Source organism: Mycetocola reblochoni REB411 (assembly GCF_900163835.1).
GTDB classification, from domain to species: Bacteria; Actinomycetota; Actinomycetes; order Actinomycetales; family Microbacteriaceae; genus Mycetocola_B; species Mycetocola_B reblochoni.
Genome location: NZ_FUKR01000022.1, coordinates 1 through 12628, shown reverse-complemented (window position 1 = coordinate 12628; position 12628 = coordinate 1). Strand labels below are relative to the sequence as shown.

Below are 12628 nucleotides of genomic sequence, written 5' to 3'. Positions count from 1 at the left end.
TGCAACCCCGAGAGGGGACGGATCCCAGCAGTGAATTCGCTGTGCAGGGTCCGCGCCCTCATCGTCGGACGTGGTCGGGGACCTCGAGGCGGGGCCCGTGGCGCTCCGCCGTGATGCCGGCCGCACCGATGAGCCTGAGCACCCGCTGACGCTGTCCCTCCCACGGCCGCAGCAGCTCGAGCATGCGTTGGTCGTCCACCGGCTCGCCGAGGAACGCCGTCCCGACGCTCCGACACAGGTGGAAGTCGCCGACGCTGACGACGTCGGGGGCTCCGTGGCTGCGCGCGAGCGCCTCGGCGATGGTCCACGGCCCGATCCCCGGGATGCTCAGCAGCCGCTCGGCTGCGTCCTCCGGGCTGTCGCGACCCAGCCGCGCGATCGCCCCCGCGCGCGCGGCCACACGACGCACGATCTGTGCGCGACGGTCGTCGACCCCGGCGGTGTGCCAGTCCCACGGGGTCACCGACAGCCAGCCCGCCGCGTCGGGCGGCGCGATGAGCGTGCGCCCGCCGGGGGTGGGCAGCGGGGAGCCGTAGCGGCGGAGCAGCCAGCGCCAGGCGAACCAGGCCTGAGCCGTCGTGACCTTCTGCTCGAGGATGGCGGGCACGAGCATCTGGAGCAGATCGCCCCCCGCTGACAGTCTCAGCCCCGGATTCGCCGCGCGAATCCGGCCGAGCGCCGGCACCGAGGTGAGGTCGAGGCCCGACCAGTCGTCGTCCTCGCCGATGAGAAGCGGGACCGCGTCGAGCGATTCCCCCGCACCGGGGCCCCACGCCCGTGCGACGACGCGGTCGCCCGCATGCGCGAGGGCGAGCAGCGACGGCCCGGCCTCCTCCCTCCTGGCCATCCACACGCGCCCGGCGGGATCGATGCGGAACGCCGGATCGCCCGTTCCCCTGCGACGGGGGATGAGCACGGCGCGCAGGGCGAGGGGGCGATCGAGCGGAACGATGCGGACGGCCGGGTCACCGAGCGGCACGGGATCCGCAGCGGCGGTCCGCCCCTCCGCCCCTCCCGTCAGGCGTGGTCGCTGAGCGGCACTGCGGCGTCGCCGCGAGTCCTGCTGCCACTCCCCCGCACCTGTCATCGTCCCCAGCCTAGGCGGCACCACCGTCACCGCCGCGGCGCGGGCACGCCGAGCGATGTCCGCTCACGGCCAGGTGCTCGGGGCCGGAGCCTTCGTCCCCGGCAGCGCCGCCGCAGCCGCCCACTCGGCGACCCAGTCGGGCAGGGGCGGCAGCTCGTCGAAGCCGACGCCGACCGCCTCCCTGAGCTCCGCGATCGGCACGGGACCGCTCCCCGCGGACAGGAACCGGGCGCGGATGAGCGCCCGCGTGTAGATCTCGCCGTCGACGACGACCCGCTGTTCCACGATCGCGGCCTTCTCGTCGAAGCCGACGATGCGCGTCTCGACGTCGAAGACCGACCACAGCTCGAGCGACCGGCGGAAACTCACCGTCTCGGACACGACCACCGGGTACCACCCGCGCGCCCTGATCGGCTCCCACAGTCCGGCACGGATCATCTGGTCGTACCGGCCGAGGTCGAAGATCGACAGGTACACGCCGTTGTTCATGTGCCCGATGAGGTCGATGTCGGTCGGGAGCGTGCGCAGGCGGAGCCTGCTCACCTCGGTCGGGGCCACCGTGTCGCCGCGACGACGACGCCGGCGCGCACGCCAGATGACCAGGATCGTACGGAAGAACAGGTGCATCGTCGCCCTCTCAGCGTGCTGCGCCGCGACCACGGCGCCAGGAGGCGAGCGTATCCGGCGGGCGGAGGGCGGAGGGCGCGGCTTGTCCCTGCCCGCCAAGCGAGCGGGGCGGACGGCGCGCGCGGCTTGTCGGCCGCGCTCAGTCGAGGGGGGTCAGCCGCTCGCCGGTGCCCGTCGAGAAGCCGATGTCACCCATGTTCCGGCCCGCACGCCGCACCCTGCACGCCGCACTCCGCACTCCGCACTCCGCACTCCGCACTCCGCACTCCGCACTCCGCACGCTATGGTCGGGCCCGGCCCTCGCCGGCGAACTCGACGACGACGATCTCGTTCCCGTCCGGGTCGTCGACGTGGGCGTACCGCTGACCGCCGGGGTCGCCCGTCACGGGGACGCGCAGCGGGTGCCCGCCCCTGTCCAGCGAGTCGACGACCCCGTCGAGGCTGTCGACGTAGAGCACCAGCGCGGGAGCGCTCCCGGTCGCCGCCCCCGGCCGGGCGCCGGCCGCCTCGGCGGGAAACAGCCACAACCCTGGGTCCTCCACGCCACCGGCCCCGACGTGGGTGAGCCGGAATCCGTCCAGGTCGTCGTCGACGACGGAGTGCAGGTCGAAGTGGCGCCGGTAGAAGTCGAGGGAGCGGTCGATGTCGTCGCTGAGCAGAACGATCCGACCGAGACGAGTACCCATGGCCCGACCCTAGCGACCCCCGGCCTGGCCCGCCACGACGCCGGGCCTCAGAGGAAGATGTCCGGGAACAGCTCCGACTCGTCGACGCCCGGCGAGTACCCCGACAGATCGGTGACACCGTGCTCGGCGAGGACGTCCTCGACGATGAGGGAACGGCCGTTGTACCGCCCGCCGGCGTCGGCGAGGACGAGAGCGGCCGCGTCGGCGTAGATCTCCGGCGTCCTGCTGCGGCGCATCAGCTCCTCGCCGCCGAGGACGTTCGCCACCGCCGCCGTCCGGATGGTGGTCCGGGGCCAGAGCGTGCAGGCCGTGAGACCCCTGTCGGCGAACTCCGCGCCCAGCCCGAGCGTGACCAGGGTCATGCCGAACTTCGCCGTCGTGTAGGCGGGGTGGGCGCCCAGCCAGCGCGGGTCGAGCGAGACGGGCGGGGCCAGCGAGAGCACGACCGGCGAGGCCGAGCGCAGCAGAGCGGGCATGGCCGCCCTGCTCAGCTGGTAGCTGCCCCGCACGTTGACGTCCTGCATGAGGTCATAGCTCTTCGACGGCAGCTCCAGGCTGCCGCGCAGGTCGATGACGCTCGCGTTGTTGACGACCACGTCGATCCCGCCGAAACCGTCCACGGCCGCCGACACGGCACGCTCCACCGCCTCGTCGTCCCTGACGTCGCCGACGACCCCGACGGCGCGGCCGCCCGCCGCCTCGATCTCGGCAACGGCCGTGTGGATCGTGCCCGGAAGTCGCGGGTGGGGGACGTCGGTCTTCGCCAGCAGGACGATGTTCGCCCCCTGCCGGGCCGCGGCGAGCGCGATGGCCAGGCCGATGCCCCTCGACCCGCCGGACATGAGGACCGTCCGACCGGCCAGCGCCCGCTCGGTGCGCGGCGACGCGGCGCTCACCGCCTGCTCCCCTCGACGAACGCCGCGATCCGGGTGGACGCGTCCTCCGTGTCGAAGGCCGCGCCGATGGTGGCGGCCTCGTCGTCGAGTGCCGCGGCGAACGAGCGGGACCGGTCAGCGCGGAGCAGTCGTCTGGCCTGACCGTAGGCGGCCGACGGCCCCGAGGCCCAACTCGCCGCGATCGCGTCCGCGCGGGCAGCCAGATCCTCGGGGTCGACCACCTCGCCGACGAGCCCCCACTCGAGGGCCGTGCGGGCGTCGAGCCGGATGTCGCCGAGCAGCAGTTGCAGCGCCCTGCGCGTGCCCACCGCCTCGGGCAGGAGCGTGCTGACGCCGCAGTCCGGCGTGAGGCCGATGTTGGCGTACCTGCTCTGGAAGCTCGCCCCCGTGCTCGCCACGACGATGTCCGCCGTCAGCATGACGCCGAGCCCTCCCCCGGCGACGGCACCCTGGACGGCCGCGACGATGGGGACGGCCCCGCCCCTGAGCGCGCGCATTCCGTGGTGGATGGTGTCGGCGAGCTGCCGGATCGCGGCCCCGTCGGTGCCGCCGGCGGCCATCGCCCCCACGTCGCCGCCCGCGCAGAACGCGGGCCCTGCGGCGTCGAGGACGACCGCGCGCACATCGGCTCTGCCGGTGACCTCCTCGGCGACGTCCCGCCAGCGGCCCGCGGCCGCGGCGTCGATGGCGTTGAGGCGGTCGGGCCGGTTCAGGGTCACCCTGGCCACGCCGTCCGACACGGACAGCAGGATGGGCTCGGTCATCGTGTGCTCCTTTGCACTCGGGCGGTCGCGGCTCAGCGCGGCGCCATGCGGATCCCGCCGTCGAGTCGGATGACCTCGGCGTTGAGGTAGGGGGTGCGGACGATCGTGGCGACCAGGTCCGCGTACTCGTCCGCACGGCCGAGCCGCGGGGGGAACGGCACCTGACCGCCGAGCGAGTCGCGCACGGCCTCCGGCATCGCCGAGCTCAGCGGCGTCTGGAAGACCCCGGGAGAGATCGTCATCACGCGGACACCGCTGCGCGCCAGCTCGCGCGCCAGCGGCAGCGTCATGGCCTGCACGCCGCCCTTGCTGGCCGAGTAGGCGACCTGGCCGATCTGACCCTCGACGGCGGCGATCGACGCGGTCATCACGATGACGCCCCGCTCTCCGCCCTCCGGCTCCGTGGCGGCGATCGCCTCGGCCGCGGCCCGCACCGTGTGGAACGTCCCGGTGAGGTTGACGGCGAGGGTGCGCGCGAACAGGCCTGCGTCGTGCGGCTCGTCGCGACCGAGCAGCTTCGCGGCGGGGGCGATGCCCGCGCAGCACACCGCGAGCCGGAGCGGCGCCAGGGAACCGGCGGCCTCGACGGCCAGGGCAGGCTGATCCGGGTCGGTCACGTCGACCTCGACGAACCGCACCGCGTCCCCGAGGGCGTCGGCGACCTCGCCGCCGCCCGAGCCGGGGAGGTCGGCGATGACCACGGCCCACCCCTCGGCGGCCAGTCGGGTCGCCGTCGCCCTGCCCAGTCCGGACGCCCCGCCCGTGATGACCGCTGATCGTCGCGGGGCGGTCACAGGACCACGCTCCCCCGACGGAGCCGGCCGGTCGTTCGCGGCGCTCGTCTGCGCATCACTGCATCCTCATCCCTGCGGCCGCCGACGACGTCGACCCGCCCCGGGGGCGGCACAGGCCGGGGCGATCACCACTAACGCTACGGGGGACCGGCGCCGGACGCGCCCCGGACGCGAGGGTCGTGGCCGGAAAACTGGTGACCCTCCCGTCACAACGCCCGGCACCGGCACCGCGGTCGACCGCCGGAGGGCGGCCGGTCCCGACGGAGGGACGTCCCGGCGGATCCGCGCGACCACGGCCGGGAGGGAGGGACGGGCGCCCCGGCGATGCCACGCGGGGACGGGCTGCACGCCGCCCTCCGACCGCACCGGTCACACCCGCCATGAACAACTCCGTTCCTCGCGGGTCAACCGTACCGGCCGCGCGCGCCGGACCGACAGCGTTGTCGTAATGGCACGATGGGGGGGACCACCACCAAGGAGTCGGATGTCGGAACCCTCATCGCCCCTCGACCAGCACGCCGCCGCCCGGACCGGACGGGACGCCGCGCGGGAAGCGGACGCGCAGACCCCGCCGCCGAGCGCACCGGGTCGACGTGTGACGGCGGCGCTCCGGGTGCCGGCCCTCAAAGCGGGGGCGTGGCTCGTGCTCGTTTCGGTGGTGCTCCTGGTCGTCCCCGGCTGGGGCCCGGTGCTCGCCGTCCCCGCCGGGGTCGGGGCGGCACTGCTGCTCATCGCGGTCGTCGCCTCCTCCGCCTCTCCGACCGTTTCCGGTGCGGCCCCCGTGCTCCAGGCGCCCGTCCGCGGCGGCTGGGCGGTCCTGGCCAGCCCCTCCCCCTCGTCGACGACGAGCCGCACCGCTGACCTCGGCGCCGCCTTCGCCCTTGTCCTCGCCGGCGACCCCGAGCCGCGTCGCCGGCCGCGGCCGCTCTTCGGCAACCCCGAGTCCGGGCTGCTCGCCCCCGAGCGTTTCCCCGGCTTCGGCGAGCCAGTGCTGTCGATGGCCGACGGGGTCGTCGTGCGCGTCGTCGACGGCCGCCGCGACCACCGCAGCCGCTCACGCTGGGCCGCGCGGATCTGGCAGTACAGCGGCGAGGCGTTGCTGCGGCTGCTCGGACCGGTCTCGTCGACCCTCGGCAACCACGTCGTGGTCCGGCTCGACGACGGCAGCCACCTGCTCTACGGGCACCTCCGGCGCGGCAGCATCCAGGTCACGCCCGGCTCCCGCCTGGGCGCCGGGGCGGTCGTCGCCGGCTGCGGGGCGTCCGGGGCGTGCGCCGAGCCGCAGCTGCTCGTGCAGCGTCAGGACCGGGCGACCCCGCTCACCGCGACGGGACTGCCGTGGGCGATCGCGGGCGCCGCCGCCGACGGCGCCGACGGCCTGCCGACCGCGGGCGAGCGCTGGGTCGTCGCGGACGGCCGCTGAGCGGCGAAGCGCGCCGCGGGCGCTTCGTAGAATGGGACGGTGTCGCTGTCCAAGATCCTGCTCTACTACGCCTTCGCCCCGCTCGCCGACCCCGACGCCGTCCGGCTCTGGCAGCGCGAGCTGGCCGACAGGCACGGGCTGCGCGGTCGCATCATCGTGTCGCCCCACGGGATCAACGGGACCGTCGGGGGCGAGATCTCCGCGGTCAAGCGTTACCTTCGCGGCACGAGGGAGCACCGCGCCTTCCGCGACATGGACGTCAAGTGGTCGGACGGCTCCGGACTGGACGCCGACGGCGCCAGCCTCGACTTCCCCCGGCTCAGCGTCAAGGTCAGGGACGAGCTCGTCGCCTTCGGCGCACCGGACGAGCTCCAGGTCGACGGGAACGGCGTCGTCGGGGGCGGGACGCACCTCAGCCCGGAGGAACTGACCTCGCTCGTGGCCGAGCGCGGCGACGAGGTCGTGTTCTTCGACGGGCGCAACGCGGTCGAGGCGGAGATCGGACGGTTCCGTGGCGCGATCGTCCCCCCGGTCGAGACGACGCGCGACTTCGTCGAGGCGCTCGACAGCGGTGCCTACGACCACCTGAAGGGGCGCCCCGTCGTGACCTACTGCACCGGAGGGGTCCGCTGCGAGGTCCTCAGCGGCCTGATGGCGCGCCGCGGCTTCGGCGAGGTCTACCAGCTCTCCGGCGGCATCGTCCGCTACGCCGAACGCTACGGCGACCGTGAGCTGTGGGAGGGGTCGCTGTACGTGTTCGACGGCCGCGGCTCGGTCAGCTACAGCGACTCCCCCGCACTGCTGGCGTCCTGCACGGACTGCGGCGAGCCGACCGGGACCCTGGCGAACTGCGCCGACCCGGAGTGCAGGACCCAGCTGCCCGTCTGCCCGGCGCACCCGGTCGTCCACTGCGCGCGCCACCGCCGGCCGGCCGTCGCCCGATGACGGCGGCCGCCGCGCACCGCCCCGCCGCGCCGAGCACCCTGGCCGCCCTGCGCGACCCCCGGCTGCTGACGCGGGAGGCCCTCGCCGGCCTCGTCGTCGCGGTCGCGCTCATCCCCGAGGCGATCGCCTTCTCCCTCATCGCGGGCGTCGACCCCCGTGTCGGGCTGTTCTCCGCGTTCGTGATGGCGACGAGCATCGCCGTCCTCGGCGGCCGCCCGGCGATGATCTCTGCGGCGACCGGAGCGGTGGCCCTCGTGATCGCGCCGGTGATGCGCGAGCACGGGCTCGACTACCTCCTCGCCACGGTGATCCTCGGCGGTGTCATCCAGATCGTGCTCGCCGCGCTCGGCGTGGGCAGGCTCATGCGCTTCATCCCGCGCAGCGTGATGACGGGCTTCGTCAACGCCCTGGCCGTGCTCGTGTTCGCCACCCAGATCCCCCACCTGATCGGCGTGCCGTGGCTGGTCTACCCGATGCTCGTCGTCGGCATCGGCATCATCTGGTTGTTCCCGCGGCTCACCGGTGCCGTGCCCGCCCCGCTCGTGGCGATCGTCGTGCTCACCGCCGCCGCGATCCTCGTCCCGCTCGCCGTCCCGACGGTCGGTGACGAGGGCGCGCTGCCGGAGTCCCTGCCCGTGCTCGCGCTGCCCTCCGTCCCGCTGACACTGGAGACGCTCGGCATCATCGGCCCGTACGCCCTGGGCATGGCCGCCGTCGGCCTGATGGAGTCCCTGCTCACCGCCACGCTCGTCGACGAGATCACCGAGACCGGCTCGTCCAAGACCAGGGAGTCCTTCGGCCAGGGCGCCGCGAACGTGCTCTCGGGTCTGTTCGGCGGGATGGGCGGCTGCGCCATGATCGGCCAGACCATGGTGAACGTGAAGGTCTCCGGGGCACGCACCCGGGTGTCGACGTTCCTGGCGGGGGTGTTCCTGCTCGTCCTCGTCCTCGCGCTCGGCGACGTGGTCGCCCTCGTGCCGATGGTCGCGCTCGTCGCCGTCATGATCATGGTGTCGGTCGCCACCTTCGACTGGGACAGCGTCCGCCCGTCGACGCTCCGCCGGACGCCGCTCGCCGAGACGGTCGTCATGCTCCTCACGGTGGCCGCTGTGCTCATCACCCACAACCTGGCGATCGGGGTCGCGGTCGGTGTTCTCGCCGCGATGATCGCCTTCACCCGGCAGGTCTCGCGTTTCCTCACCGTCACGCGACTGCGCAGCGTCGACACGCGGGGCGCCGTCGTCGACTACCGCGTCGATGGCCAGCTGTTCTTCGCCTCCAGCAACGACCTGACCACGCGCTTCGACGTCGCCGAGGACCCGGAGCGGGTCCGCATCAGCTTCTCCGGCGCGCAGATCTGGGACGCCTCCTCGGTGACGGCGATCGGCGCGGTGCTGACGGCGTACCGCCGGCACGGCGCGCACGTCGAGCTGAGCGGGCTCCGCAGCACGAGCACAAGCGTGCAGCGAGCCCTCGATGCCCTCGCCGCGGGGGCGAGAATGGAGCCATGATGCACCGTCGAAGCAAACTGTCCGTCATCGGCGCGGGAAGCGTCGGATCGTCGCTCGCCTACGCCAGCCTCATCCGCGGCTCGGCCGACGAGGTCGTCCTGCAGGACATCAACGCCGCGCTCGTCGACGCCGAGGTGCTCGACATCGCGCACGGTGCGCCCCTCGCCGGCCGGTCGACGATCGGAGGCGGCGCGGACATCGAGGTCACGGAGGGCAGCGACGTCATCGTCGTGACGGCGGGGGCCAAGCAGCGCCCTGGCCAGACCCGTCTCGACCTCGCCGGCGTGAACGCGCGCATCCTCGACGGGATGATCCCCCGCCTGGTCGAGCTCAGCCCCGACGCGGTCATCGTCCTCGTGACGAACCCGTGCGACGTGCTCACCGTCCTCGCCGCAGAGCGAGCGGACCTGCCGGCCGGCCGCGTGTTCTCCTCCGGAACGGTGCTGGACTCCTCGCGCCTGCGGAACGCGATCGCCCGCCACACGGAGGTCCCGTCGTCCGAGGTGCAGGCGGTCGTCCTCGGCGAGCACGGGGACAGCGCGTTCTCGCACTGGTCGCAGGCGACGGTCGCCGGGGTCCCCGTCGAGGAGTGGCGGCTGTCCGACGGATCCGCCCCCGTCACCCCGGCGCTGAGGGATGCCATCGACCACGAGGTCGTCACGGCTGCGTACCGGGTGATCGAGGGCAAAGGGGCGACCAACTACGCCATCGGGCTGTCCGGCGCGCGCATCGTCGAGGCCGTCCTCCACGACGAGGGCGCGGTGCTGCCGGTGTCGAGCCCGCTCGACGGCGTTCACGGCATCACGGGAGTGGCGCTCAGCCTGCCGTCCGTCGTCGGCGCCTCGGGCGTCGCACGCGTGGTGGACGTCGCCCTCACCGACGACGAGCTGGACCGGCTGCACCGATCGGCCGGCGCCATCGCCGACGCCGTCGACGCGCTGCACTGAGCCGGAGGGGTGGCGCGGTCGCGGACCGTGCGTCAGGCTGAGGCCATGACGACGTTCTCCGCCTGGTGGGTCGAGCAGGGCCAGGACCGCACGACCACCACCCGACTGCGCGACGACATGACCGAGGCGGAGCTGCCGGAGGGCGAGGTGCTGCTCGACGTCGACTACTCGGGCATCAACTACAAGGACGCGCTGGCGATGACCGGAGCCCCCGGCATCCTCAGGCATTGGCCGATCGTCCCCGGCATCGACCTGGTCGGGCGCGTCCGCAGCAGCACCGATCCGGCCTGGACCGTCGGGAGCCGTGTCGTGCTCACCGGCGCCGGCCTCGGCGAGAGCCGCTCGGGTGGGCTCGCTGAGAGGGCACGCGTCCCCTCGTCCCCCCTCGTCGCGGTTCCGGACGGGATGGGATCGCTCGACGCCGCCGGCTTCGGTACGGCCGGTGTCACCGCGGTGGCCGCCGTCCTCGCGATCGAACGACACGGGGCCCGGCCGTCGGACGGACCCGTCCTCGTGACCGGGGCGGGCGGGGGGCTCGGCGGGATCGCCGTCGCCGCCCTCGCCGCGCGGGGGTGGACCGTCGTCGCCTCCAGCGGGCGTGCGGCCACGGACGCCGACTACCTGCTCAGCCTGGGGGCCGCCGAGGTCGTCGGACGTGAGCCGCTGGCGGAGCACGGGAAGCCGCTCCAGCGGGAGCGGTGGGCGGCCGTGGTCGACGGGGTCGGCGGCCGCACCCTCGTCAACGCGATCGCGCAGACCCGCGCGGGAGGCATCGTGACCAGTTGCGGGATGGCCGGGTCGACGGAGCTTCCGGGCACGGTCCTGCCGTTCATCCTGCGCGGCGTCCACCTGGCAGGGATCGACTCCGTGTCGCTTGCTCTCGACGTCCGTCGCCGGGTCTGGGACCGGCTGTCCCGCGACGTCGCGCCGGAGGCCGCGTCCGCGGTCCGCCGTGTCGTCCCGCTGTCCGGGGCCGAGGATGCCGCCAGGCTCCTGCTCGACGGAGGGGTCCGCGGGCGGACGGTCATCGCCGTCGGCGGCGCGGATCGCTGAGCGGGACGGCGGCGGGAGCGACGAGCGGGACGCTCCGGGGTGCGGGGCGGTCCGGGGTGCGGGTGGTGCGAGGTGCGGGTGGTGCGAGGTGGTCCGGGCCGAGGGTCAGGACCCGGAGTCGTCCCCGGATGTGCCGGTCGACGGCGAGTTCTTCCCCGACCCGGCCGGACGTGAGGCCGTGGGCGCGTCGTCCGAGGGCTTCGACGCCGCCGTCGCCCGCGCGGCGGGCTTCGACGCTGACGTCTTGGGCGCCGCGGGCTTCGACGCGGACGGCTTGGTCGTTGCCGACGCCGATGCAGCGGGCTTCGAGGCGGCGGGCTTGGCCGCGGTCTGCTTCGACGCGGCAGGCTTCGGGGCCGTCGGCTTGGCCGCGGACGCCTTCGAGGCCGCGGGCTTCGACGCGGCGGGCTTCGACGTTGCAGGCTTCGACGCCGCGACCCCGGCCTCGGCCTTCGACGCGACGGGCTTCGACGTTGCAGGCTTCGACGCAGCAGGCTTCGAGGCGGCAGGCTTCGAGGCGGCGGGCTTCGACGCAGCAGGCTTCGAGGCGGCACTCTTCGAGGCGGCGGGCTTCGACGCAGCAGGCTTCGAGGCGGCAGGCTTCGAGGCGGCAGGCTTGGCCGCGGCAGGCTTCGAGGCGGAGCCGGACGACGGGGCTGCCGGCCGCTTCTTGCCCTTCGCCGCCCGCGGAGCGAGCTTGTCCGGAACGTCGGCGTTCAGCCGGAGCGCGGCGACCAGGGCCGCGGCGTGCGCCGTCGACACGATCACGCGCGTGAACTCGGCGCCCTCGAGCTCCAGGATTACCGCCTGACGGCGTGCCTTGATGACGAGGAAGTCGTCGCCGCGGTGGTACTTCCATCGACCGACGGCGAGGACCTGCGGGATGAGGACGCCGGGCGCCCGCACACCGCGCAGCCAGATCCACGGATCGTCCGTGATCGTCGCGTTCCTGATGCTGTCGCGGGGGATCACGACGTCGTCGCGTCGAAGGGCGAATGCCTTCTCTGCAGCGCTGAGCGAGATCTCGAGTCGGTCCGAGTGCAGGAAGAGTGAGGCCATGGTTCCATCTTGCCGGTCACCGCCTGGGAGTACAGACGGTTTCTTCACAAAGCTGCATCGATCCCTCCTCTCCGCGCTCGGGCGGGCGCGAAACAGCGAGCGGCGCCGACGTATGCGGGAAGCGGAATGTCCTCACGACGCATCCGCCCCCCACAGCGGGCGGCGCGAGACCGGGGCCTGACGGGGCACGCGGCGCCCCCTCCTCAAAACTGAATAGCGATGCTATCTAAATTCGTGTACCGTGGGGCCGGTGATGACCCGCTCCTCCGATTCAGACGCTCCGGCCAATGAGGCCGGGCTCGACGCCGCCTCCGCCCTCATCACCGCGAGCGCCCGCTTCGCACGGCAGGCGACACGCATCGCCGAGCCCCAGCGCTCGGTGATCGCCTGGCGTGTGCTGGCCACCCTCCACCGCGACGGGCCGCAGCGCGTCGGCGACCTGGCCGTCCGCGAGCGCATCAGCCAGCCCACCATGACCGGCGTCGTCAAGAGACTGACCGACGACGGACTGCTCGCACGATCGGCGGACCCCGACGACGGCAGGGCGAGCCTGGTCGACGTCACCGCGCACGGCGCGGCGGAGCTCGGGCTCTTCCGTCGCCGCTCGGCCGGACGCCTGCTCCCCGCGCTCGGCCGGCTGGACGCCGCGGAGCGCGACACCCTCCTGGCGGCCACGGCGCTCCTCGACCGGCTCGCCGATGCACTGGGCGAACCGGCCCCCGAGCCGCCCCGGAGCGCCGAACCCACCCGCGGAGGCGAGCAGTCGACCCCCTGACCGGCCACCACCCCGAACATGCCACCCCGAACGGAGAACCGCACACCCGCATGACCAGCAC

13 protein-coding genes are annotated in these 12628 nt (G+C 73.8%); 7 read left to right on the top strand and 6 right to left on the bottom strand.

The window, feature by feature from the left end; all coding sequences use genetic code 11:
• Positions 1-58: 58 nt before the first annotated feature.
• The 6 genes from FM119_RS03335 to FM119_RS03310 all read right to left on the bottom strand — a co-directional run bounded on the left by FM119_RS03335 (position 59) and on the right by FM119_RS03310 (position 4854).
• Positions 59-1087 (bottom strand): DNA-3-methyladenine glycosylase family protein, encoded by a 1029-nt coding sequence (locus tag FM119_RS03335; RefSeq protein ID WP_143822612.1) that lies wholly within the window; start codon positions 1085-1087, stop codon positions 59-61.
• Between the two features lie 63 nt (positions 1088-1150).
• Complete coding sequence (locus FM119_RS03330; protein WP_087136467.1) at positions 1151-1714, bottom strand: acyl-CoA thioesterase; 564 nt, start codon at positions 1712-1714, stop codon at positions 1151-1153.
• A gap of 281 nt (positions 1715-1995) precedes the next feature.
• Positions 1996-2400 carry a VOC family protein gene (locus tag FM119_RS03325; protein ID WP_087136273.1) on the bottom strand — a complete coding sequence of 135 codons (405 nt, stop codon included), beginning with the start codon at positions 2398-2400 and terminating at the stop codon, positions 1996-1998.
• A 47-nt stretch (positions 2401-2447) separates the two neighbouring features.
• Complete coding sequence (locus tag FM119_RS03320; RefSeq protein ID WP_276327856.1) at positions 2448-3296, bottom strand: SDR family oxidoreductase; 849 nt, start codon at positions 3294-3296, stop codon at positions 2448-2450.
• Positions 3293-4060, bottom strand: a complete 768-nt coding sequence (locus FM119_RS03315) for an enoyl-CoA hydratase/isomerase family protein (protein WP_087136272.1) — start codon at positions 4058-4060, stop codon at positions 3293-3295. Before FM119_RS03315 ends, FM119_RS03320 begins: the two co-directional genes overlap by 4 nt.
• A 32-nt stretch (positions 4061-4092) precedes the next feature.
• A complete protein-coding gene (locus FM119_RS03310; RefSeq protein ID WP_087136271.1) occupies positions 4093-4854 on the bottom strand; it encodes an SDR family NAD(P)-dependent oxidoreductase in 762 nt (253 codons plus the stop codon).
• A 484-nt stretch (positions 4855-5338) separates the two neighbouring features.
• Between FM119_RS03310 and FM119_RS13820 the strand changes: the two genes are divergently transcribed.
• The 7 genes from FM119_RS13820 to FM119_RS03275 all read left to right on the top strand — a co-directional run bounded on the left by FM119_RS13820 (position 5339) and on the right by FM119_RS03275 (position 12567).
• Complete coding sequence (locus FM119_RS13820) at positions 5339-6277, top strand: M23 family metallopeptidase (RefSeq protein ID WP_179205181.1); 939 nt, start codon at positions 5339-5341, stop codon at positions 6275-6277.
• 39 nt (positions 6278-6316) lie between these two features.
• The gene (gene trhO / locus FM119_RS03300; RefSeq protein ID WP_087136269.1) at positions 6317-7222 is read left to right on the top strand and encodes an oxygen-dependent tRNA uridine(34) hydroxylase TrhO; all 906 of its coding nucleotides are present in this window, start codon (positions 6317-6319) and stop codon (positions 7220-7222) included.
• Entirely contained in the window at positions 7219-8733 is a 1515-nt protein-coding gene (locus tag FM119_RS03295) for a SulP family inorganic anion transporter (RefSeq protein ID WP_087136268.1), read from the top strand. The genes trhO and FM119_RS03295 overlap by 4 nt, the downstream gene beginning before the upstream one ends.
• Entirely contained in the window at positions 8730-9680 is a 951-nt protein-coding gene (locus tag FM119_RS03290) for an L-lactate dehydrogenase (RefSeq protein ID WP_420845566.1), read from the top strand. The genes FM119_RS03295 and FM119_RS03290 overlap by 4 nt, the downstream gene beginning before the upstream one ends.
• A gap of 45 nt (positions 9681-9725) precedes the next feature.
• Positions 9726-10733: an acrylyl-CoA reductase family protein gene (locus tag FM119_RS03285; protein WP_087136465.1), complete on the top strand. Its 1008-nt coding sequence runs from the start codon at positions 9726-9728 to the stop codon at positions 10731-10733.
• Positions 10734-10821: 88 nt separating this feature from the next.
• Positions 10822-11544 (top strand): hypothetical protein, encoded by a 723-nt coding sequence (locus FM119_RS13815; RefSeq protein ID WP_179205180.1) that lies wholly within the window; start codon positions 10822-10824, stop codon positions 11542-11544.
• A gap of 501 nt (positions 11545-12045) precedes the next feature.
• Positions 12046-12567: a MarR family winged helix-turn-helix transcriptional regulator gene (locus FM119_RS03275; RefSeq protein WP_087136266.1), complete on the top strand. Its 522-nt coding sequence runs from the start codon at positions 12046-12048 to the stop codon at positions 12565-12567.
• Positions 12568-12628: the final 61 nt, after the last annotated feature.

Excerpts from the sequence above, each read along its gene's own strand:
- FM119_RS03335 (WP_143822612.1), bottom strand. The coding sequence starts at position 1,087 with ATGACAGGTGCGGGGGAGTGGCAGCAGGACTCGCGGCGACGCCGCAGT.
- FM119_RS03330 (WP_087136467.1), bottom strand. The coding sequence starts at position 1,714 with ATGCACCTGTTCTTCCGTACGATCCTGGTCATCTGGCGTGCGCGCCGG.
- FM119_RS03325 (WP_087136273.1), bottom strand. The coding sequence starts at position 2,400 with ATGGGTACTCGTCTCGGTCGGATCGTTCTGCTCAGCGACGACATCGAC.
- FM119_RS03315 (WP_087136272.1), bottom strand. The coding sequence starts at position 4,060 with ATGACCGAGCCCATCCTGCTGTCCGTGTCGGACGGCGTGGCCAGGGTG.
- FM119_RS13820 (WP_179205181.1), top strand. The coding sequence starts at position 5,339 with ATGTCGGAACCCTCATCGCCCCTCGACCAGCACGCCGCCGCCCGGACC.
- FM119_RS03295 (WP_087136268.1), top strand. The coding sequence starts at position 7,219 with ATGACGGCGGCCGCCGCGCACCGCCCCGCCGCGCCGAGCACCCTGGCC.
- FM119_RS03290 (WP_420845566.1), top strand. The coding sequence starts at position 8,730 with ATGATGCACCGTCGAAGCAAACTGTCCGTCATCGGCGCGGGAAGCGTC.
- FM119_RS03285 (WP_087136465.1), top strand. The coding sequence starts at position 9,726 with ATGACGACGTTCTCCGCCTGGTGGGTCGAGCAGGGCCAGGACCGCACG.
- FM119_RS03275 (WP_087136266.1), top strand. The coding sequence starts at position 12,046 with ATGACCCGCTCCTCCGATTCAGACGCTCCGGCCAATGAGGCCGGGCTC.